Annotated in this window: 19 protein-coding genes; 5 read left to right on the plus strand and 14 right to left on the minus strand. The window is 61.1% G+C overall.

Annotated elements, in window-relative coordinates; translation table 11 throughout:
* Positions 1–21 precede the first annotated feature (21 nt).
* The gene (locus GUC32_RS23465) at positions 22–789 is read left to right on the plus strand and encodes a CDP-diacylglycerol diphosphatase (protein ID WP_025304633.1); all 768 of its coding nucleotides are present in this window, start codon (positions 22–24) and stop codon (positions 787–789) included.
* Here the strand turns inward: GUC32_RS23465 and GUC32_RS23470 are convergent, their stop codons facing one another.
* On the minus strand, positions 790–2,829 hold the full coding sequence (locus GUC32_RS23470) for an AsmA family protein (RefSeq protein ID WP_049205996.1): 2,040 nt from the start codon (positions 2,827–2,829) through the stop codon (positions 790–792).
* A 90-nt stretch (positions 2,830–2,919) separates the two neighbouring features.
* Positions 2,920–3,711, minus strand: a complete 792-nt coding sequence (gene pdeH / locus GUC32_RS23475) for a cyclic-guanylate-specific phosphodiesterase (RefSeq protein ID WP_043142934.1) — start codon at positions 3,709–3,711, stop codon at positions 2,920–2,922.
* Between the two features lie 238 nt (positions 3,712–3,949).
* Here pdeH and GUC32_RS23480 point away from each other — a divergent pair, with 238 nt between their 5' ends.
* Positions 3,950–4,885: a sugar kinase gene (locus tag GUC32_RS23480; protein ID WP_049209490.1), complete on the plus strand. Its 936-nt coding sequence runs from the start codon at positions 3,950–3,952 to the stop codon at positions 4,883–4,885.
* Positions 4,886–5,120: 235 nt separating this feature from the next.
* Positions 5,121–5,822: a LuxR family transcriptional regulator gene (locus tag GUC32_RS23485; protein WP_151429184.1), complete on the plus strand. Its 702-nt coding sequence runs from the start codon at positions 5,121–5,123 to the stop codon at positions 5,820–5,822.
* Positions 5,823–5,869: 47 nt separating this feature from the next.
* Here GUC32_RS23485 and ilvC read toward each other — a convergent pair whose 3' ends face one another.
* Entirely contained in the window at positions 5,870–7,345 is a 1,476-nt protein-coding gene (ilvC, locus tag GUC32_RS23490) for a ketol-acid reductoisomerase (protein ID WP_025304638.1), read from the minus strand.
* Positions 7,346–7,513: 168 nt separating this feature from the next.
* Here ilvC and ilvY point away from each other — a divergent pair, with 168 nt between their 5' ends.
* Positions 7,514–8,404: an HTH-type transcriptional activator IlvY gene (gene ilvY, locus GUC32_RS23495; RefSeq protein WP_004929971.1), complete on the plus strand. Its 891-nt coding sequence runs from the start codon at positions 7,514–7,516 to the stop codon at positions 8,402–8,404.
* A gap of 9 nt (positions 8,405–8,413) precedes the next feature.
* Here ilvY and GUC32_RS23500 read toward each other — a convergent pair whose 3' ends face one another.
* The 10 genes from GUC32_RS23500 to GUC32_RS23545 form a co-directional block, all read right to left on the minus strand.
* Positions 8,414–9,115, minus strand: coding sequence for a DUF2461 domain-containing protein (locus tag GUC32_RS23500; protein ID WP_025304640.1), 702 nt, complete (start codon positions 9,113–9,115; stop codon positions 8,414–8,416).
* Between the two features lie 21 nt (positions 9,116–9,136).
* On the minus strand, positions 9,137–9,715 hold the full coding sequence (locus GUC32_RS23505; RefSeq protein WP_049294982.1) for a hypothetical protein: 579 nt from the start codon (positions 9,713–9,715) through the stop codon (positions 9,137–9,139).
* A complete protein-coding gene (locus GUC32_RS23510; RefSeq protein WP_369435464.1) occupies positions 9,715–10,710 on the minus strand; it encodes a hypothetical protein in 996 nt (331 codons plus the stop codon). Before GUC32_RS23510 ends, GUC32_RS23505 begins: the two co-directional genes overlap by 1 nt.
* 112 nt (positions 10,711–10,822) lie before the next feature.
* Entirely contained in the window at positions 10,823–12,367 is a 1,545-nt protein-coding gene (ilvA, locus tag GUC32_RS23515; RefSeq protein WP_043142923.1) for a threonine ammonia-lyase, biosynthetic, read from the minus strand.
* Between the two features lie 5 nt (positions 12,368–12,372).
* Positions 12,373–14,223: a dihydroxy-acid dehydratase gene (gene ilvD / locus GUC32_RS23520; RefSeq protein ID WP_015379395.1), complete on the minus strand. Its 1,851-nt coding sequence runs from the start codon at positions 14,221–14,223 to the stop codon at positions 12,373–12,375.
* Between the two features lie 106 nt (positions 14,224–14,329).
* Entirely contained in the window at positions 14,330–15,256 is a 927-nt protein-coding gene (locus GUC32_RS23525) for a branched-chain amino acid transaminase (protein WP_016930475.1), read from the minus strand.
* A gap of 23 nt (positions 15,257–15,279) precedes the next feature.
* Positions 15,280–15,537, minus strand: coding sequence for an acetolactate synthase 2 small subunit (ilvM, locus tag GUC32_RS23530; RefSeq protein ID WP_049294986.1), 258 nt, complete (start codon positions 15,535–15,537; stop codon positions 15,280–15,282).
* Complete coding sequence (gene ilvG / locus GUC32_RS23535) at positions 15,534–17,180, minus strand: acetolactate synthase 2 catalytic subunit (protein ID WP_369435465.1); 1,647 nt, start codon at positions 17,178–17,180, stop codon at positions 15,534–15,536. Before ilvG ends, ilvM begins: the two co-directional genes overlap by 4 nt.
* A gap of 142 nt (positions 17,181–17,322) precedes the next feature.
* Entirely contained in the window at positions 17,323–17,421 is a 99-nt protein-coding gene (gene ilvL / locus GUC32_RS23540) for an ilv operon leader peptide (RefSeq protein WP_013814970.1), read from the minus strand.
* A 133-nt stretch (positions 17,422–17,554) separates the two neighbouring features.
* Positions 17,555–18,787 carry an MFS transporter gene (locus tag GUC32_RS23545; RefSeq protein WP_025304644.1) on the minus strand — a complete coding sequence of 411 codons (1,233 nt, stop codon included), beginning with the start codon at positions 18,785–18,787 and terminating at the stop codon, positions 17,555–17,557.
* Positions 18,788–19,128: 341 nt separating this feature from the next.
* Here GUC32_RS23545 and GUC32_RS23550 point away from each other — a divergent pair, with 341 nt between their 5' ends.
* Positions 19,129–20,652: a YifB family Mg chelatase-like AAA ATPase gene (locus GUC32_RS23550; RefSeq protein WP_369435466.1), complete on the plus strand. Its 1,524-nt coding sequence runs from the start codon at positions 19,129–19,131 to the stop codon at positions 20,650–20,652.
* Positions 20,653–20,679: 27 nt separating this feature from the next.
* Here the strand turns inward: GUC32_RS23550 and GUC32_RS23555 are convergent, their stop codons facing one another.
* Entirely contained in the window at positions 20,680–21,018 is a 339-nt protein-coding gene (locus GUC32_RS23555) for a DUF413 domain-containing protein (RefSeq protein WP_004929946.1), read from the minus strand.
* Between the last annotated feature and the right edge of the window lie 4 nt (positions 21,019–21,022).

Raw genomic sequence — 21,022 nt, forward strand, 5'->3', positions numbered from 1 at the left:
TCTCGGTAACAGGATCGGCCGATGTCTCTGCGTCGTGGGGTATTTGTCTGCGTTGCGCTGCTGGCGGCTCTCGCCATCGCGCTCTATTACGGGTTGAAGCCCGACCATCCCGATGCGCTGTGGCGCATCGTCAGCCAGCAATGTCTGCCCAATCAGCAAGCGCATGACAACCCGGCGCCCTGCAAGCAGGTGGATGTGCAGGCCGGCTTCGTGGTGTTTAAAGATCGCAACGGACCGCTGCAATACCTGCTGATGCCCAGCGCCAAAATCACCGGGATAGAAAGCCCGGCGGTGCTGGATGCCGCCACGCCGAATTTCTTCGCCCAGGCCTGGCGCGCGCGCCACGTGATGGCGGAACGCTATGGCAAACCCATCGACGACGGTGATATTTCACTGGCCATCAATTCGGAATATGGCCGCACGCAAAACCAGCTGCACATTCATATCTCCTGCCTGTTGCCGGCGGTAAAACAGCGCTTGGCGCAGATCGGCCCCGATTTCATCGAGCAATGGCAACCACTGCCCGGCGGCCTGTTGGGACATGACTATCTGGGGCGGCGGGTAACCCCTGCCGAGCTGGAGCAACAGGGCGCCTTCCGCCTGTTGGCTGCCGGCCTGCCGCGCGCCGACGGGCGCATGGGCAGCTTCGGCCTGGCGATGACCGCGCTGCCGGACGGCGATTTCCTGCTGCTGGCGACCGAGCGCAGCCTGCTGCCGTTCACCCTGGCCTCGGCGGAAGAGATCCAGGATCACGACTGCCGGCTGCTTACGCCACCGCCGCGCGCCTGATTATTTTTTGCCTTTCATCTCCCGCAGGATCTGCCCGCACTGGTTCTCCTCGCCGCCTTCACTGGGCGAGACCAGCGCCAGCAGCGCCGCCGCCGGCGTCAGCACCGCCCCCAACGCCACCGCCGCCGCGCCGCGCGCGATCAGCGGCCCGGCTTTCACCCCGGCGTCCGGGTGCTTGAAGGTGCCTTTCACGTACAGCGGCGATCGCAGGGTCAGCACGCGCATCCCCTTGCTTTCCGGATCGATGGATAAATCCAGCCGCTCTGTGGCGAGGTTAGTGTTACCGGTGATGTTGATCACCGCGTTCTCGGTGTCGAACACGAACAGCCGCGGCGCGGCGACGCCGCTGCGGATGCCGACGTCCGCCGCCGCGCAGTTGATGCCTACCACGTCGTCACCGAACAATTGCGCCACCAGGTAGTTGCCGACGTTCAGACCGAGGATCTCCATCAGGCTACGGCTGATCACCCCGTTATTGATCAGCAGGCGCAGATCGCCGTTGCTGGTCGCCAGCAGCTCGGCCACTGAATTACCGCTGCCCGTCAGCCTCGCGTCGCCGTTCATCTGCCCGAGGCTGCGCTTCATCGCCGCCACGTTAGGCAATAGCTGTTTGAGCTGGAGTTTGCGCGCGTGCATATCTACCTGGCCGCGCATCGGCTTTTTGCCGCCGTCGAGGCGCACCACGGCGTTCAGGCTGCCGCCCGCCATGCCGAAGCGCAGCGGATCCAGACGCAACTCGCCATTGTTCAGCTTCAGGTGCGTGGCCAGATCGCTCAGCGGTAAATCGCTGCCGCGCTCGATGCGCGCGGCGGCAAACTTCACGTCCGCATCCATCTTGCTCCAGCTTTGCGTATCGAACTGTTCAACCGGCAGCACCTTATCCGCCGGCTGGCGGCTCTTCTCGCCGCGGCCGGCTTTGGCAGCGTTGGAATCCGCGCCGATCAGCGGCGCCAGATCCGCCAGCCTCAGCTGCCGGGAGCTCACCGCGCCACTCAGCGTCGGCCGCGGTTTAGCGGCAACGTATTTCAAGTCGCCATGAATGTCGCTGTCGCCGATTTTGCCGTCGAATTTCTGATATTCGAACACGGCGCCGCCCGGCTGGTGCAGGCGGGCAATCAGATGGCCATCGGTCGCATACGGCGGCGTGTTCGGCAGCAGCACGCCGGTCAGGCCATAGAGATTCCCCAGGCTTTCACCGGAAAATTTCAGCTGCACGTCCAGGCCGCCGAGGTTCAGCGGATCGGACAAGGTGCCCGCCACCGCCACCCGGGTGCTGCCGGAGCGCACGTCGGCCTGCAGCGGGAACGGCAGATCGGCGCTCTGCAGTGACAGCATGCCGCCGATCTTGCCGCTGCCGCTCAGCGGTTCGCCGTTATATTTGCCTTTCACTTGCCAGCCGAAAACATAATCGGGTGTAGCGACCTTGCCGCCGCTCTGTTTGCCGGTCACTTCACTGAACGGCAGCGGTTTGCCGAGCGGATCGATAACGGCGCGGAAATCCGCCTTCAGCGTGGCGTCTTTAAAGGCGATCTGTCCCTTGTCGAACACGATATCATGCACAGTGAACGACCAGGCGGAAGGCGGCTGCTTGGGATCCTGGCCGCCGGCCAGGTCAAACGTCCAGTTGTTGTCGCCGTTGGCCAGGCGTTGCAACGACGCATTCGGCTGCTTGAGCCAGATGCGCGGGATCAGCAGTTCTTTCCTCAGCAGCGCCAGCGGTGCGATGCTGGCGTCGACGCGCTGCAGCGTCACCATGCTGTCGCCGGGGATGTTTTTCGGATTACCCAACCACACGTCTTCGGCGTGAATATGCGGCCAGGGCACCCAGGCGCGCCAGCCGCCCTCATCCGGGTTACGCGACCAGTCGACGCCCAGATCGCCGCGGATGGCGAAGGGCCGCCGCAGTTCGGCCGACACCTTGTCGTTGATGGTGGGCTTGAGTCGATTCCAGTCGAAGGTGGCGATGAAGATCGCCAGCGCGGCGAGCACCAGCAGCACAATGCCGCCCAGCCAGCTGAAAACCTTTCCTGTTCTTGTCATAGGGCTCCCTCAGCACATAAACCGGGCTGCCGAATGAAAGGAAAAGGAATGAGCAGCCCCGTTTAAGCCTAGCTGAGGATAGGCCGGAGTTCACGCCGGCGCGCCGGGCGCGGCAAACAGCGTCGGTACGCTGTGTAAAGTTTCAAAGCACGCCGGGCGGGAAAGATAGTAACCCTGCGCGGCCAACGCGCCGGAACGCTGCACCAGCCGCCACTCCTGTTCGGTTTCCACGCCTTCGACGATCACCCCGTCGCTGTGCTGATTCATCATCTTGATCAGGGTGCCGAGCAGCTGTACGCCCTCTTCCGACTGTTTGAGCAAGGTGAACAATTCGCGCGCCACCTTGATGTATTGATAGCGCCAGGCGCCGACGGCGGAGAAGTTGGCCAGCCCGCTGCCGAAATCGTCCAGCCACAACCGTTCGCCGCCGACGATCTGCTGTAACGGGCGGTTTGACGCCGTTGCGGCTTGCTCCACCAGCTCGAAGCGCAGGTAGGGCATCTCGGCGATCTGCCGTTGCAACGCATCATGACGCTGCAACGCTTGCAGCGCCATGCCGTCGATATTGACCGACACCATCACCGCGTGGCGAATGAACAACGCCTGCCAGCGCTGCAACAGCGCCAACTGCTCCTGGATCACCCGCAAACGCTGGGCGACGCCGAGCGAGGCAAAATACTGTTCCGGGGATTGCCGTTTGTCCGGCTCATTAGGGTGATACACCGCCGTCAGCAGTTCCACCGCCAGCAACGCGCCGCTGGTGCGATAAATCGGCTGGAAGGTATACAAGCGCCGGCATTGCCGCCAGTAGCGCCGCGATTTGGCGCAGGCATAGAGGGCAAAACAGGGCGCCAGCAGACCCGAGATCAGGTTGGTTATCATCGGTACTATCGCCGTGGCGGGGAAGTGAGAGCGCTGCCGCTGTTTCTTTACCCAGCTTATCGGCCGCGCCGCGTAAAACTTTAAGCACGAATTACCGCAGGCTTTCCTCTTCACCCTGTTGGCGTTGGTCGATCGCGATCATAAAAAATTAAAACACTGTTTTAATTTATTGACTCCCTGACCGCCTTACGTGGAGACTGGCGGCTGTTGCTTCTTCTTTAGCCAGGGCTTATTGACGATGACTATCCGAAATCTCGCCGTGATCGGCGAATGCATGATCGAGCTGTCACAGCAGGGCGCACAGCTGACGCGCGGCTTTGGCGGCGATACCCTCAACACCGCCGTCTACCTTGCCCGCCAAATGCCGGAACAGACGCTGCAGGTGCATTACGTCACCGCACTCGGCACCGACAGCTTCAGCGGCGAGATGCTGCTGGCCTGGCGGCAGGAGAACATCGAAACCGGGTTGATTCAGCAGTTGGACAACAAACTGCCGGGCCTGTACGTGATCGAAACCGACGCCGCCGGCGAACGCACCTTTTACTACTGGCGCAACGACGCCGCCGCCCGGTATTGGCTTGCGGGCCCCCAGGCCGACGCACTGTGCGACCGATTGGCGCAATTCGATTACCTGTACCTCAGCGGCATTAGCCTGGCAATCCTCGCGCCTGCCGACCGCACGAAGCTGCTAGCGCTGCTGCGCCGCTGCCGTGCCAACGGTGGTCTAGTCATCTTCGACAACAACTACCGTCCGCGCCTGTGGCCAAGCCGTGAGGAAACGCAGCAGGCCTACCGTGAGGTGCTGGCCTGCACCGACATCGCCTTCCTGACGCTGGATGACGAAGCGTTGCTGTGGGGCGCGCAGCCGGTTGAACAGGTGGTGGCACGCACGCAGGCGCTCGGCGTCGGCGAGATCGTTATCAAACGCGGCGCAGAGGCCTGCCTGGTGTTCAGCGTGGAGGGAGAGCGGCTTGAGGTACCGGCGATCGCACTGCCGCCGGAGCGCGTGGTGGATACCACCGCAGCAGGCGACTCTTTCAGCGCCGGTTACCTGGCGGTACGCCTGAACGGCGGCAGCGCCCAGCAGGCGGCGCAGCGCGGCCATCTGCTCGCCGCATCGGTGATCCAACATCGCGGCGCCATCATTCCCGCAGCAGCGATGCCCAACCAATAAGACGACGGCGAGGTGACCTCGCCGCCGGCGCAATGGCTCCCAGACGTATTGATGAGAGGATGATTGAAGAATTTCCCTGGCGTTGGCTTATTGATACCCAGAACTGCTAAGCTCAGGTCTTGGCATTGCCGACTTTTTGAATTTATTAGCCGAGTATAAATTTCAATCCGCCGCACTGACTAGCTGGACTTTGGTGCAGGTCGGGCTGAATCGCCGAACGACAGGGAGGTTACCGATGGCCGTCGCATTCGCCAACGCCGTCGCCGCAAGACTGCATCTGGACAGCCGGCTGCACGCCTTTGGCAGATTCAAATATGCTTATTTGACCTTCAACAAACACCATCCCGATCGCCATCTGTTGGTATCGAGCTACCCGCAAGAATGGCTGAACATCTACAGCGACAATCGCTATCAACGCATCGACCCCGTCGTGCGCGCCGCCCATAGTCACTGCGCGCCCTTTATGTGGCACGACACCCCAATCACCACCGAGGATCGGCATTACCGGAAGATCTTCAGCCAGGCACGGGAGTACGACATCGTGCACGGCTGCAGCTTTGTTTTGCACGATCACGACAACAACCTGGCGATCTTGTCGATCAGCGCGACGGCGGCCGATGACGCCGAACTGCGGCAGCTGATGGAAGACGAAAGGGCCAACCTGCAGATGGTATTGGTCGATACCCACCAGCACGCGCTGACATTGGCCAATGCCGAGGCGAACCGGACGGATCGACTCTCGCCGCGCGAAGGGGAAATTCTCTATTGGGCCAGCCAGGGCAAAACCTACCACGAGATCGCGCTGATCCTGGGGATCAAAACCCGTACGGTGAAGTTCCACATCGGCAATGCGGTGCGTAAGCTGGGGGTCACGAACGCCAAACACGCGATCCGGCGCTGTCTCGAGCGGCAGCTTATCGCACCGCCGGAAGCATAAAAAAGCCGGCATCGCTGCCGGCTCTTTGTGCTTTGCCTTGCGGAAAATCAGCCCGCGACGGCGATGCGTTTCATGTCAGTCATGTAGCCACGCAGTTTACGGCCAACGGTTTCGATAGGGTGGCTGCGCACCGCTTCATTCACGTCGCGCAGTTGCGCGTTGTCCACCGCCGTACCCGCCACGGCTTTGCCCAAATCGCCCGCCTGCAGAGTGGTCATGAAGTCTTTCAGCAACGGCACCGCCGCGTTGGCGAACAGGTAGTTGCCGTACTCCGCGGTATCGGAGATGACCACGTTCATTTCATACAGACGCTTACGCGCAATGGTGTTGGCGATCAACGGCAGCTCGTGCAGTGACTCGTAGTAAGCCGACTCTTCGATGATACCGGCATCGACCATGGTTTCGAACGCCAGCTCGACGCCTGCTTTCACCATCGCCACCATCAGCACGCCGTGATCGAAGTACTCTTGTTCACCGATCTTGCCTTCAAACTGCGGCGCATTCTCGAACGCGGTTTTGCCGGTCTCTTCGCGCCAGGTCAGCAGTTTCACATCGTCTTCCGCCCAGTCGGCCATCATACCGCTGGAGAACGCGCCGGAGATGATGTCGTCCATGTGCTTCTGGAACAGCGGTGCCATGATGGTTTTCAGCTGTTCGGACAGCGCATAGGCACGCAGCTTGGCCGGGTTGGACAGGCGATCCATCATCAGCGTGATACCGCCCTGCTTCAGCGCTTCGGTGATGGTTTCCCAGCCGAACTGAATCAGTTTCTCGGCGTAAGCCGGATCGGTGCCCTCAGCAACCAGCTTGTCGAAGCACAGCAGCGAACCCGCCTGCAGCATGCCGCACAGAATAGTCTGCTCGCCCATCAAATCGGATTTCACTTCAGCGACGAAGGAAGACTCCAGCACGCCGGCGCGGTGGCCGCCGGTCGCCGCCGCCCAGGCCTTGGCGATCGCCATGCCTTCGCCTTTCGGATCGTTTTCCGGGTGAACCGCAATCAGGGTCGGCACGCCGAAGCCGCGCTTGTACTCTTCACGCACTTCGGTGCCCGGGCATTTCGGCGCAACCATCACCACGGTGATGTCTTTGCGCACCTGCTCACCCACTTCAACGATGTTGAAGCCGTGGGAGTAACCCAGCGCCGCGCCGTCTTTCATCAGCGGCTGCACCGCGCGCACTACGGAAGAGTGCTGCTTGTCCGGCGTCAGGTTGACCACCAGATCCGCCTGCGGGATCAGGTCTTCGTAGGTGCCGACCTTAAAGCCGTTTTCGGTCGCCTTGCGCCAGGAAGCGCGCTTCTCGTCGATCGCTTCTTTGCGCAGGGCATAGGCGACATCCAGACCGGAATCGCGCATGTTCAGCCCCTGGTTCAGGCCCTGGGCGCCACAGCCGACAATCACCACTTTTTTACCTTTCAGGTAGCCGGCTTCGTCAGCAAATTCGTCGCGCGCCATAAAGCGGCATTTACCCAATTGCGCCAACTGCTGACGCAGGTTCAATGTGTTGAAATAGTTAGCCATGGTGGTACTCCGGTTTGATGTTGTCTTGCATTGTTATTTTCATTCCCCGCCCTGTCTGTGCGGAGATTCGTTAAACTCAATGTATAACAGGAAATGCGTTGCTTAAATTGATATATTGAGAACGTGACATTGCAATTTTTGCAACACTCTCACTGCGAGCGTATCGATATGGATTTACGTGATTTAAAGCTGTTCCTGCATCTGGCCGAAAGCCATCACTTCGGGCGCACCGCCAAGGCGATGCACGTCAGCCCGTCGACGCTCTCCCGCCAGATCCAGCGGCTGGAAGAGATCCTCGGGCAGCCGCTGTTCCTGCGCGATAACCGCACCGTGCAGCTCACCGACGCCGGCGAACAGCTGAAAGAATTCGCCCAGCAAACGCTGCTGCAGTATCAGCAGCTGAAGCACTCGCTCGGCCAGCACGGCCCTTCGCTGAGCGGCGAACTGCGGCTGTTCTGCTCGGTGACCGCCGCGTACAGCCACCTGCCGCCGATCCTCGACCGCTTCCGCGCGCAGCACCCGCTGGTAGAGATCAAGCTGACCACCGGCGACGCCGCCGACGCGGTCGACAAGGTGCAGTCCAACGAGGCCGATCTCGGCATCGCCGGCCGGCCGGAAACGCTGCCCGCCAGCGTGGCGTTCACCAAAATCGGCGAAATTCCGCTAGTGCTGATCGCGCCGGCGCTGCCCTGTGCGGTGCGCAGCCAGGCATTCGCCGACAAGCCCGACTGGGCCGAGATCCCGTTCATCCTGCCGGAGCACGGCCCCTCGCGAAAACGCATCGAGCTGTGGTTCCGCCGCCATCGCATCAGCAATCCGCTGATTTACGCTACCGTCGGCGGCCACGAGGCCATCGTGTCGATGGTGGCCCTGGGCTGCGGCATCGCGCTGATCCCAAGCGTGGTGGTGGACAACAGCCCGGAGCCGGTACGTAACCGCATCTCGCAGCTGGATAACATCTCGATGGTCGAACCGTTTGAACTGGGGGTCTGCGTTCAGAAAAAGCGCCTCAGCGATCCGTTGATCGACGCCTTTTGGCGGTTACTGCATCCCCGCTGACGCGGGGTTTCAAAGGTCCGCCGGATCGATCTGCTTCATCGTCTCTACCTGCATCAACCAGTGGTAGAGCGGCTCAAGCTGCAAAAATGCCCCGGCCAGCAGCGGCGCCAGATCGGCGTTGAACAGCTTTTCCACTTCGCTGTCCGTCACCATCACCGCAAACGACTTGCGGTTGTACCAGGTGGCGATCTCCGCCGCCTGTTCCTTCACCAGCGGGCGCTTGTAGCGCTCGCCCACCAGCTCGAACGGCGGCCGGCAGCAGGCGGCCACCTCCAGGAAAGGCTGCGGCCGCTGCCTCAGCGTATGGCGGAACAGATCCATGGTCGGCTTGTTGGCGCTGTAGTAGCCGAGCCCATAGCGCAGCATGTCCGGCCCCAGTTCGAAAAAGTAGACCGGCGCGTCTTTCCAGTCTTTACTCGGGCGCTTGAACGTCAGCCACATGCGGCTGCGGTAGCGCGATTTATCGTGAGAAAACCGCGTATCGCGATGAATGCGCGACAGCGTTTTGCCGATCGCCGGGCGGGTCTCGAACTGCGGGTCGATCGCCAGCATGCCGGGAGCCAGTTGCTCCACCAGCGCGCGAAACGGCGCCAGCAGCTCGCGATCGTAGATGTCGCGATTGCCGTCGAACCAGGCCTTATCGTTCTCGATCCGCACCTGCTGCAGGAAATTCAGGCCCTGCTGGCTAAAGCCGGAGAAAGGTTGCGTCATAAGTTTTTCCGTTCTGACGGTTTATCGGGTGTTGCGCAGATCTTCCCTCTGCCAACGGCATTTGATAAACACGCGCCGACGCGTGCGGAAATAGGCGACATACAGGTAGAACGCCGCCCGGTTGCTGAACAGCGCACCGCCAACCACGCCCCCCAGCAGCAGGGCGCCGGTGGCGATGCCGGTCATGCCCGCCGCCCACGCCGCCGCGGCGCCGAGGCAACACAGACCGAGCATGCCAAGGTAATATTGCAACAATACCACCCCGCTGTTTTTACCCTGCACCAGTTGGAACAGGATCAACGTCATCCACACCGCCACGATCGCGCCGCTGCCCATCAACACGGCGGCGGAGGTCTTGCCGCTCCAGGCGGCCGCCACATCCGTGACCAGACCCATCACGCCCGCCAGCCCCAGCGTCAGGCACACCATCAGCAACATGACGTTGCCGACGCCCGGCGGCGACAACCGCTGGCCCGGCGTCATGAAATGCTGCTCGAGCTGCGCATCCACACCGGCGAAAAGAGCGCGATCGCGCGCCGCGATTTGGCTTTCCATCTCCCGACCCTGCACGATCAGGCGTTTAATCATCCACTCCGCCATTACCTCACCATCTGCGGCAATTTCTGCATAATGCCCACAAAATACTGCCCGGTGGTTTTCACATTCACCGGCGCCGACAGGGTGCCGCTGATGCCGCTGCCGACAAACGTCAACGCGTTATTGAGCGCCGAGTGCAATTGCTGGCGCAGCCCGTTTTGGATCGCTTCCGTCGGGTAGCGTTTCGGGTACAGGCCGTTCTTCACCATCTCTTTCAAGACGTTGTTGGAAATTCCCGGATTTTCCGCCCGAATGATGTTTTCGGTCAGTCGCTTCCTTTCGCTGCGGGGCATGCTTTTCAGCCACTCCGTCGCCTTGCGCGCCGAAATGCGGCGCATGGCGCGATAGGTCATCGTCGCTTCCTTCAGGGCGGCCCCGGCGCTGGCCAGCGAGATCACATCGAGCACGGTACTGGTGGCGATATACCACTGCTCTGAATCGAGCTGAGCCAATTCATCGCCTTTCCCGTCATAAAGCTTGTTGACGCGGTACAGCCCATTACCGCACTGCAACGCGCTGGCGGCCATGCCGGCATAGCCCAGATAAGCCACCGCTGAGCTGGTACCGCCGGTAAATGGCACGGCGACGCTGCCCGACGCCAGTAAAAAGACCGATACCAGCAGCGTTCCACACGACAGCGCGGCCGAGGCCAGCTCTTTGCTGACGCTGGGTTTGCTCAACGCTTCCGACAGCGTATTGGTCGCGGCAACGCGCGAGGTATGAGCCACCGTTTTGCTGATGACCACGTGGGTAACCTGCGAAGCGTTCGAGTAACCGGTGTGCTGCGTCGGGCGGACTAAAAATGAGTTTTGCCCGTCGAAAAAAATAATTCCCACGCCATGAAAGGCGAGGCTGCAGTCCAGCGAGTCCTGCAAGGCTTGCAGATTAATATCGCGATAGAATTCTTGTACGCCGGTATTGCCCAACAGGCGGGCAAACTCGGCGTTGGTCAAATCGTCTTCGGGAGAACCGAACGGCGTAGAAAAAGCAGTTTTCATTGTCGTGCATCCCTATACGTCAGAAGTTTTGGCAGTATAAAAATGCACGACAAAATCACAACCGCGCAACCCATAAACTGACTCATGCGTCACGGTTACTTATCAATTCGACTCATCCCTGCAAAAAGAAGCGGAACGCCGGGTTGTCGGTTTCATCGTGGCAATCGTAGCCCAGCGCCTGCAGGTGCCGCTCGAATTCCGGCTCAGATTGCGCCAGTTCGAAGGCCGCCAGCACCCGGCCGAAGTCGGTACCGTGGCTGCGATAGTGGAACAGCGAAATGTTCCAGTGCGTGCCCAGCGTTTGCAGGAACTTCAGCAGCGCGCCCGGCGACTCCGGAAATTCAAAGCTGTACAGCCGTTCGCGCAGCGGCTTCGACGGACGCCCGCCCACCATGTAGCGCACGTGCAGTTTAGCCATCTCGTCGTCCGACAGATCCACCACCTGGTAACCGTCGGCGTTGAGTTCGTCGATGATCTCCCGCCGTTCGGGGTGGCCGCGCGTCAGCCGCACGCCGACGAAAATGCAGGCGTTGTCGGCATCGGCGTACCGGTAGTTGAATTCGGTCACCGAGCGGCCGCCCAGCAGTTGGCAGAACTTGAGGAAGCTGCCCTGCTGTTCCGGAATGGTCACCGCCAGCAGCGCTTCGCGCTGTTCACCCAGTTCGCAGCGCTCGGAAACGTAGCGCAGCCCGTGGAAGTTGAGGTTGGCGCCGGACAGCACGTGCGCCAGACGCTCGCCCTGAATATTGTGCTGCTGGACGTACTTTTTCAGCCCCGCCAAAGCCAGCGCGCCGGAAGGTTCGGCAATGGCGCGCACGTCCTCGAACAGATCTTTGACCGCCGCGCAGATGGCGTCGCTGTCCACGGTGATCACGTCGTCCAGATACTCACGGCACAGGCGGAACGTTTCGTCGCCGATGCGCTTCACCGCCACGCCTTCGGCGAACAGCCCGACGCGCGCCAGATCCACCGGATGGCCGGCATCCAGCGCCGCGCGCAGGCAGGCGGAGTCTTCCGCTTCGACGCCGATCACTTTGATCTGCGGCATCAGCTGTTTGATCAGCACGGCCACCCCGGCGGCCAAGCCGCCGCCGCCGACCGGCACGAAGACTCGATCCAAATGCGCGTCTTGCTGCAACAGCTCCATCGCCAGCGTGCCCTGCCCGGCGATCACCGTCGGGTGATCGAACGGCGGCACGAAGGTCATGCCTTGCTGATGGGAAAGCTCGATTGCCTTCGCTTTGGCCTCGTCGAAATTGGCGCCGTGCAGCAACACTTCGCCGCCGAAGCCGCGCACCGCATCCACCTTGATGTCCGCGGTGGACACCGGCATCACGATCAGCGTTTTGATCCCCAGCCGTTTACCGGAGAAGGCGACGCCCTGCGCGTGGTTGCCGGCCGAAGCCGTCACGACGCCGCGCGCCTTCTGCTCTTCGTCCAGCCCGGCGATCATCGCATAGGCCCCGCGCAGCTTGAAGCTGTGCACCGGCTGGCGATCTTCGCGCTTCACCAAAATGGTGTTGCCGAGACGCGAAGAGATTTTGCTCATGGCCTGCAACGGGGTGACCTGCGCCACCTCGTAAACCGGCGAGCGCAGTACCGCTCGCAGATATTCCGCGCCGCAGGGGGCGCTGGGTAGGGGTTGAGAGACCGCCATGCTGCTTATCCCCCCAGTTTGCTCTTGTCGCGCACCGCGCCTTTGTCGGCGCTGGTGGCCAACGAGGCGTAGGCGCGCAGCGCGAAGGACACCTGACGTTCACGGTTTTTCGGCGTCCAGGCCGCGTCGCCGCGCGCCAGTTCCGCCTCATGCCGCGCCGCCAACTCCTGCTCGCTGACATCCAGCTGGATGCCGCGATGAGGAATGTCGATCGCGATCATGTCGCCGTCCTGCACCAGGGCGATCAGGCCGCCGTTGGCCGCTTCCGGCGAAGCGTGGCCGATGGACAACCCGGAGGTGCCGCCGGAGAAACGCCCGTCGGTGATCAGCGCACACGCCTTGCCCAGCCCCATCGATTTCAGGTAGGTGGTTGGGTAAAGCATTTCCTGCATGCCCGGCCCGCCTTTCGGCCCTTCGTAGCGAATCACCACTACGTCGCCCGCCACCACTTTGCCGCCGAGGATCGCTTCTACCGCGTCGTCCTGGCTTTCATACACTTTGGCCGGGCCGCGGAAGGTGAGGATTTCTTTGTCCACGCCGGCGGTTTTGACGATGCAGCCGTTTTCCGCCAGGTTGCCGTACAGTACCGCCAACCCGCCGTCCTGACTGTAGGCGTGCTCACGGGTGCGGATGCAGCCTTCCTTGCGGTCGGTGTCCAGCGAATCCCAGCGGCAATCCTGAGAGAATGCCTGCGTGGTGCGGATACCAGCCGGCCCGGCGGAGTACATTTTCTTGACGCTTTCGTCGCGGGTCAGCATCACGTCGTAAGCTTCCAGCGTCTGCGGCAGGGTCAGCCCCAACACGTTGTTCACCTCGCGGTTCAGCAAGCCGGCGCGATCCAACTCGCCAAGGATGCCGATCACGCCGCCGGCGCGGTGCACGTCTTCCATGTGATATTTCTGCGTGCTCGGCGCCACCTTGCACAGGTGCGGCACTTTGCGCGACAGGCGATCGATGTCTTCCATGGTGAAGTCCACCTCGCCTTCCTGCGCCGAAGCCAGCAGGTGCAGCACGGTGTTGGTCGAGCCGCCCATGGCGATGTCCAGCGTCATGGCGTTTTCAAACGCCGCCTTGTTGGCGATATTGCGCGGCAGCGCGCTTTCGTCATCCTGCTCGTAATAGCGTTTGGTCAGCTCGACGATGCGCTTGCCGGCGTTGAGGAACAGTTCCTTGCGATCGGCGTGGGTGGCCAGCAGCGAGCCGTTGCCCGGCTGCGACAGGCCCAGCGCTTCGGTCAGGCAGTTCATCGAGTTGGCGGTAAACATGCCGGAGCAGGAGCCGCAGGTCGGGCAGGCGGAACGCTCGATCTGCTCGCTGTCGGCGTCGCTGACGTTCGGGTTCGCACCCTGGATCATCGCGTCTACCAGATCCAACTTGATGATCTGGTTGGAGAGTTTGGTTTTGCCGGCTTCCATCGGGCCGCCGGAAACGAAGATCACCGGAATATTCAGGCGCAACGCCGCCATCAGCATGCCTGGGGTGATTTTGTCACAGTTGGAGATGCACACCATCGCGTCGGCGCAGTGGGCGTTCACCATGTATTCGACCGAGTCGGCGATCAGCTCGCGCGACGGCAAGGAATAGAGCATGCCGCCGTGGCCCATGGCGATGCCGTCATCCACCGCGATGGTGTTGAACTCTTTGGCCACGCCGCCGGAGGCTTCGATCTGTTCGGCGACCAGTTTGCCCAGATCGCGCAGATGCACGTGGCCCGGCACGAACTGGGTAAAGGAGTTGACCACGGCGATGATCGGCTTGCCGAAATCGGCGTCGGTCATCCCGGTCGCGCGCCACAATGCGCGGGCACCCGCCATATTGCGGCCATGGGTGGTGGTGGCGGAACGGTACTTAGGCATGCTCTTTTCACTCCAAATGTATTTATGACAGGCGGCGAACGAACCGCCTGGATATTCTTATCTTGTCTGTCTTGTCGTCCGCCACGCGGCGCGGCGAGCCTTGTCGTTACGGGTTTACCGGATCCAGCCAACCGTATTTGTCTTCGGTCTTGCCGCTGAACAGGCCGAAGAACGCCTGTTGGATCTGTTTGGTCACCGGGCCGCATTTGCCGATGCCGACCTGAATGCCGTCCACGCTGCGCACCGGCGTGATTTCCGCCGCGGTGCCAGACATGAACACTTCGTCGGCCAGGTACAGCGATTCGCGCGACAGCACCTGCTCGCGCACCTCGAAGCCCATGTCTTTCGCCAGCTTGATGATCGCGTCGCGGGTGATGCCCGGCAGCGCCGACGAGGTGAACGGCGGGGTATAGAGCACGCCGTCTTTCACTTCAAACAGGTTCTCGCCCGCCCCTTCGGAAATGTAGCCGTGCACGTCGAGCGCGATGCCTTCCTGATAGCCGTGGCGACGCGCTTCGCTGCCCACCAGCAGGGAGGAAAGATAGTTACCGCCGGCCTTGGCCGCAGTGGGGATCGTGTTTGGTGCGACGCGGTGCCAGGAGGAGACCATCGCATCGATGCCTTGATCCAGCGCTTCTTCACCCAGATAAGCGCCCCAAGGAAACGCCGCGATAATCACGTCCGTTTTGTAACCGGCCGGCGGGTTGACGCCCATGCCGACATCGCCGACGAACACCAGCGGGCGAATGTACGCGCTGACCAGGTTGTTCTTGCGCAGCGTGGCGCGGCAGGCTTCCATCAGCTCGTCAACGCTTTGCGACACCGGCATGCGGTAGATTTTCGCCGAGTCGTGCAGGCGCTGCATATGCTCGCGATGACGGAATACCACCGGCCCCAAATGCGAGTCGTAGCAGCGTACGCCTTCAAATACCGACGTGCCGTAATGCAGCGCGTGCGACATCACGTGCACTTTGGCCTCGGCCCAAGGAACCATCTCACCATTGAACCAAATGTAATCGGCTTTCTTTGTCATTGTTATTTATCCTTCTCGGCGCCTCAGGCGCGTATTTGTTGTGATGTTGGCTGCTGGATCTCGACGCAGGAGACGTCCAGCAGTTTGCTTAACTGAGATGACAACAGGGCGACCGGACGCGGGCTGGCAACGGTCAATTCGATATTGATGCTGTCGGCGTTGGTCGGGGAAACCATATTCATAGCACAAACCTGAAAGCCGCGATGACGCACGACCCGCAATACGCGCTCTAACATTTCGGGGCGAAAACGCGCCTGGATCGAGAGTTGATGCTGCATCATGATATTTCCTCCAACATGGTTTCGTTACCGGCGCCCGGCGGCACCAGCGGCCAGACGTTTTCGAGTTCGTCGATAGAGACCTGCAGCAGATAAGGGCCCTCGGTATTGAACAGCGCCTCGAGCGCGCCCTCCACCTGATCCTTGCGGCTGATGCGCTGGCCGGGAATGCCGAAGGCGGCGGCCAGCATCAGGAAGTCGGGGTTATCGGACAGGTTGGTTTCGCTGTAGCGGCCGTCGAAGAACAGCTGCTGCCATTGGCGCACCATTCCGAGACGCTGGTTGTCCAGCAGCACGATCTTCAGCGGCAGCCGTTTGCGCTTGATAGTGCCCAGTTCCTGCACGTTCATCATGAAGGAACCATCGCCCGAGACGCAGATCACCGTATCTTGCGGACGCGCGATCTGGGCCCCGACCGCCGCCGGCACGCCGAACCCCATGGTGCCGAGGCCGCTGGAGGTGATGAAATTCTCCGGGCGCTCGAACGTCATGTGCTGCGCGCTCCACATCTGGTGCTGGCCGACGTCGGTGGTCACCACGCTGTTGGCCGGCTTGCGGGCGGACAGCTGGCGCAAGAACAGCGGCGCGTAGATCGGCTGGCCGGGGTGATCGTAGCGGCAGGCGTGCTCGGCTTTCAGCGCCATCACCTGCTGCTGCCAGGCGGCGATGTTCAGCGGGCGCTGCAACGCCGGCAGCAACGTTTTCAAATCGCCTTGCAGGGCGACATGCGCCTGGCGCAGCTTGCTCATCTCCGCCGGGTCGATATCCATGTGGATCACTTTGGCGTGCGGCGCGAAGGCGTTCAGCTTGCCGGTCACGCGGTCATCGAAACGCGCGCCGACGGCGATCAACAGATCGCACTCCTGCACCGCCAGGTTGGCAGCCTTGGTGCCGTGCATGCCCAACATACCGAGGTACAGCGGATCTTGCGCATCCGGCGCGCCCAGCCCCTTCAGAGTGGCCACGTTCGGCATGCGGGTCACGGCGATAAATTCACGCAGCGCCAGCACCGCCTGCGCCATGCCCACGCCGCCGCCGACGTACAGCATCGGTTTGTGCGCCTGCGCCAGCAGCTCAGCCGCCTCTGCCAACGCCGCCGCCGGGAACGCCGGCGCTTCGTCGACCGGCATCAGGTGCGGGTGCAAGTCGCCCTGCGCCAGCTGGATGTCTTTCGGGATATCGATCAGCACCGGGCCGGGACGGCCGCCGGCGGCGATGGCGAACGCTTCCGCCATGATGCCCGGCAAGGCGTCCAGCGATTCCACCAGGAAGCTGTGCTTGGTGCAGGCCAGAGACAGGCCGAGAACATCGATCTCCTGAAAGGCATCGGTGCCGATCAGCGCGGACCCCACCTGACCGGTGATGGCGACAACGGGAACGGAATCGAGCAGCGCATCAGCCAGGCCGGTGATCAGGTTGGTGGCGCCGGGGCCGGAAGTGGCGATACAGACACCGACTTTGCCGGTGGCGCGGGCGTAGCCGATGGCGGCCATGGCGGCGCCCTGTTCATGGCGGCACAGCAGGTGTTCCACACCGCCGTCGTACAGCGCATCGTACACCGGCATGATTGCCCCGCCCGGATAGCCGAATACGGTATCCACCCCCTGCGTACGCAACGCTTGAACTACCCACTGAGCGCCATTCATGGTTATTTCCCCGCCTTACTTCGACAACCGCAGGATTTTGTTCTGTTTTTCATGCTCTGCCCCTTGCTCCACTTTTCTCTTGCCAATAAAAAACCCCCGGACCTGACGGTGCGGGGGTTCTCTTGCGATTCCGGCTTGTTTGCTAAGCCTTTCTTCGTCCAAGTGCAGCCCCGCACGGTGGGATAATAATCACCACCACGCTAATCACGACTAGGCTAATCACTTGGGCAAAGGCTTTCATAATGGGTTTGTTCACTGTGCTCATTCAGAACTAATGCTTACAGAGGTACCACAGCCGCGCGCGACATGACAACACTTTTTTTGCGTTATTATTCGGCGCAATCTGGTCATACCTCACGCGAATCGCCTCTCTTTCACACGTTGGCGCGCACGCCCGGATTTTTCACCGCGTCGGTGATCGCCTTGCCGCGCGTATCCTTGCCGAAGAACACCAACAGGGCGATCGCCACCGCCACCGTACCGGCGACGATCGCCATCGCCAGGCCGTAATTATGCCCATGATGCTCGGCGATGGTGGCTTGCAGCGTGGCGTTGACCGAGGCGATCAGGTTGCCCAACTGATACACGAACCCCGGCAGCACCGCGCGGGTGTTGGCCGGCACCAGCTCGGTCAGGTAGGTCGGCACTACGCCCCAGGCACCCTGCACCATGAACTGCATCAGGAAAGCGCCGATCCCCAACATTAGCGAACCGCTGGAAAATGCCCACAATGGGATCACCGGTAAGGCCAGCAATGCGGCGATAATGATCGCTTTTTTACGACCGATTTTTTCCGATAACGAACCGAAGAAAACGCCACCGATAATTGACGCGATATTGTAGCTAATGGCGATGATACTGACGGTTTTAGGGTCGAAACCGTGCTGAACTTTCAGAAACACCGGATACAGATCCTGCGTGCCGTGAGAGAAGAAATTGAACGCCGCCATCAGCAGCACCAGATAGCAGCATAGCTTCCAGTGGCTCTTCAACACCGGCAATAAAGCCGTACTTTCTTTGCGCTCACGTGCCGCCAGCCACACCGGCGACTCCTGCACGCAATAATAAATAAACGGCAGCAGCAGGATCGGCGCCGCGCCGATGACGAACATGCCGCGCCAGCCGACCGTTTCGAACAGCAGGCCGTACACCACCGCCGCCAGCAGATAACCGAACGGATAGCCGGCCTGGAAAATGCCCGACATCAGGCCGCGCGAGCGGTCCGGTATGGTTTCCATCGCCAATGACGACGCCACACCCCAGATACCGCCCATCGCAACGCCGTACAACACTCGTAACAGCAAGAAGACCGTCAACGAGGGCGCGGCGGCGGAGAGCAGCTCAAACACCGAAAAGAAGACGATATTCAGCATCAGGATCGGTTTGCGGCCATATTTTTCCGCCGCACGCCCGAAGATCAGCGCGCCGATCGGGCGCACCGCCAGCGTGAGCAGAATAGCCAACGTGACCTGTTCCAGACCGACGTGAAAAGATTGCGCGATGTCGCTGAGTAAAAATACCAGCACGAAAAAATCGAAAGCGTCGAGCGTCCAGCTTGAAAAACTGGCAATTGCCGCGTTGCGTTGCAGCGGGGTCCAACCAAACATAGTGTTATCCCTACCGTAGAGTACGAAGTCAGGAGGTTTAGCGGCTGCCGGGCAGACTGCGGCGGCGGTCGGAGTGTGTTAAAGAAGTGATTTTTCTTTTAATCAATTGTTAAATACACCCGTTAACCCTATGGTTGCAATGCGTATGGGCCGCTAATGTGTTGCAGCCTTCAGCGAATTGTTAATGGGTATTGCCGCAGGTTGCGAGGCGGTTCGCACAATCTCGTTCAATTCGATGAAAATCAGTGATTATGCTGCGAGTTTCATGGAAAAAATGCCAAGAACGCCGCGCGGTACCTGGATAAATCGCGCATCATGCCGCCCTCAGCAAGGAGAGCGATATGTCACTGGCGGTAATCTATAGCCGCGCCATCATCGGCGTTCAGGCCCCTTCCGTGACGGTGGAGGTGCATATCAGCAATGGCCTGCCCGGCCTGACGCTGGTCGGTCTACCGGAAACCACGGTAAAAGAGGCGCGCGATCGGGTGCGCAGCGCCCTGATCAACAACGGTTTCACCTTTCCCGCCCGGCGCATCACCGTCAATTTGGCACCGGCCGATCTGCCGAAAGAAGGCGGGCGTTACGATCTGCCGATAGCGCTGGCGATCCTCGCCGCCTCCGAGCAACTGCCCCTCGCACCGTTGGCACGCTACGAGTTTCTTGGCGAGCTCGCGCTGTCCGGCGCACTGCGTGCGGTCAGAGGCGCCATCCCGGCGGCGCTGGCGGCGGCTGACGCCGGGCGACAATTGATCCTGTCGACGGACAACGCCGCCGAGGTCGGCCTGATCGCACAGTCACAATCCCATACCGCCCAACACCTGTTGGAGGTCTGTGCTTTTTTACTCGGCCAGGGCGAACTGCCGGTGGCCGTCACACCTCCCGCAGCCGGCAATGCGTACGAAAACGCCGATCTGCGCGACATCATCGGCCAGGAGCAGGCCAAGCGGGCGCTGGAGATCGCCGCCGCCGGCGGGCATAACCTGCTGCTGATTGGGCCGCCGGGCACAGGCAAAACCATGCTGGCCAGCCGACTGACGGGCTTACTGCCGCCGCTGACGGAGCCTGAGGCGCTGGAAAGCCTGGCGATCGCCAGCTTGCAACACCCTCTTCTGAGCGCTCTGCCATGGCGCCAGAGGCCGTTTCGCGCGCCGCATCACAGCGCATCGATGGCGGCATTGGTCGGCGGCGGCTCACTGCCGCGTCCGGGCGAGATCTCGATGGCGCATAACGGCGTGCTGTTTCTGGATGAGCTACCGGAATTCGAGCGTAAGGTCCTGGATGCGCTGCGCGAGCCGTTGGAATCCGGCGAGATCGTGATTTCACGCGCCAACGCCAAGGTCTGTTTCCCTGCCAGAGTACAGTTGATCGCGGCAATGAACCCCAGCCCGACAGGGCATTATCAGGGGTTGCACAACCGCGCCTCGCCGCAGCAGGTGTTGCGCTATCTGGCCCGGCTGTCAGGGCCTTTTCTCGACCGTTTCGATCTGTCTATCGAAGTGCCGCTGTTGCCGCCGGGTACGCTCAGTAAGCGGCAAACGCAGGGAGAAAGCAGTGAGCTGGTTCAGGAAAGAGTGCAACTGGCACGCGCCCGCCAGCTCGAACGCGCCGGTAAAGTCAATGCGCTGTTGAGCAACCGCGAAGTAGAACGGGATTGCGTGTTGCAGCCGGCAGACGCCGAGTTTCTGGAAGCGACATTAAACGCGTTAGGGCTATCGGTACGCGCCTGGCAGCGCATCCTGAAAGTGGCTCGCACGCTGGCGGATTTGGCGGGAGATACTGAACTCGACAGGCGCCACCTCAGCGAAGCGCTGGGCTATCGCAGTATGGATCGTCTGTTGTTACAGCTGCATCGCAGTCTGGAATGAAAATGGGGCCCGCAGGCCCCATCGTCTTTAGTCTTCGCTGTCGCTGTAATCTTCCACTGCGTCAGCCTGCGGTTTACCGCCGGACAGAGTATGGAATTTCTTCGGGCGACGTGTGCGCGCCAGATATTTAGCCCATACTTTTTCCTGCTCGGTAGCCGCTTCGCGCTCACCTCGGCACACTGCGACGAACAGCTGTTCTTCTTCAGTCGCTGGCTGGCGTTTACCCGAGTCCAGCTCGTTAAACGCGTAGCCGAAACGCTCTAGCAATTGCGCCTCTTTAATGGTGAAATCGCCGTGACGGGAGAACCCGCGAGGGTAATGTTTATTATCAAAAAAACGATTGGTCGTGGTGAAGCTATCCGCCATCTGA

It is taken from the genome of Serratia sp. NGAS9 (assembly GCF_009905295.1).
GTDB lineage: Bacteria > Pseudomonadota > Gammaproteobacteria > Enterobacterales > Enterobacteriaceae > Serratia > Serratia bockelmannii.

Bases quoted from the DNA above. Each gene is read 5' to 3' on its own strand.
- ilvM (WP_049294986.1), bottom strand. From the start codon at position 15,537: ATGATGCAGCATCAACTCTCGATCCAGGCGCGTTTTCGCCCCGAAATG.
- GUC32_RS23480 (WP_049209490.1), top strand. From the start codon at position 3,950: ATGACTATCCGAAATCTCGCCGTGATCGGCGAATGCATGATCGAGCTG.
- pdeH (WP_043142934.1), bottom strand. From the start codon at position 3,711: ATGATAACCAACCTGATCTCGGGTCTGCTGGCGCCCTGTTTTGCCCTC.
- ilvG (WP_369435465.1), bottom strand. From the start codon at position 17,180: ATGAATGGCGCTCAGTGGGTAGTTCAAGCGTTGCGTACGCAGGGGGTG.
- GUC32_RS23525 (WP_016930475.1), bottom strand. From the start codon at position 15,256: ATGACAAAGAAAGCCGATTACATTTGGTTCAATGGTGAGATGGTTCCT.
- GUC32_RS23500 (WP_025304640.1), bottom strand. From the start codon at position 9,115: ATGACGCAACCTTTCTCCGGCTTTAGCCAGCAGGGCCTGAATTTCCTG.
- GUC32_RS23545 (WP_025304644.1), bottom strand. From the start codon at position 18,787: ATGTTTGGTTGGACCCCGCTGCAACGCAACGCGGCAATTGCCAGTTTT.
- ilvC (WP_025304638.1), bottom strand. From the start codon at position 7,345: ATGGCTAACTATTTCAACACATTGAACCTGCGTCAGCAGTTGGCGCAA.
- GUC32_RS23510 (WP_369435464.1), bottom strand. From the start codon at position 10,710: ATGAAAACTGCTTTTTCTACGCCGTTCGGTTCTCCCGAAGACGATTTG.
- GUC32_RS23485 (WP_151429184.1), top strand. From the start codon at position 5,121: ATGGCCGTCGCATTCGCCAACGCCGTCGCCGCAAGACTGCATCTGGAC.
- ilvA (WP_043142923.1), bottom strand. From the start codon at position 12,367: ATGGCGGTCTCTCAACCCCTACCCAGCGCCCCCTGCGGCGCGGAATAT.
- GUC32_RS23465 (WP_025304633.1), top strand. From the start codon at position 22: ATGTCTCTGCGTCGTGGGGTATTTGTCTGCGTTGCGCTGCTGGCGGCT.
- ilvL (WP_013814970.1), bottom strand. From the start codon at position 17,421: ATGAAAGCCTTTGCCCAAGTGATTAGCCTAGTCGTGATTAGCGTGGTG.
- GUC32_RS23550 (WP_369435466.1), top strand. From the start codon at position 19,129: ATGTCACTGGCGGTAATCTATAGCCGCGCCATCATCGGCGTTCAGGCC.
- GUC32_RS23555 (WP_004929946.1), bottom strand. From the start codon at position 21,018: ATGGCGGATAGCTTCACCACGACCAATCGTTTTTTTGATAATAAACAT.
- GUC32_RS23505 (WP_049294982.1), bottom strand. From the start codon at position 9,715: ATGGCGGAGTGGATGATTAAACGCCTGATCGTGCAGGGTCGGGAGATG.
- ilvY (WP_004929971.1), top strand. From the start codon at position 7,514: ATGGATTTACGTGATTTAAAGCTGTTCCTGCATCTGGCCGAAAGCCAT.
- ilvD (WP_015379395.1), bottom strand. From the start codon at position 14,223: ATGCCTAAGTACCGTTCCGCCACCACCACCCATGGCCGCAATATGGCG.
- GUC32_RS23470 (WP_049205996.1), bottom strand. From the start codon at position 2,829: ATGACAAGAACAGGAAAGGTTTTCAGCTGGCTGGGCGGCATTGTGCTG.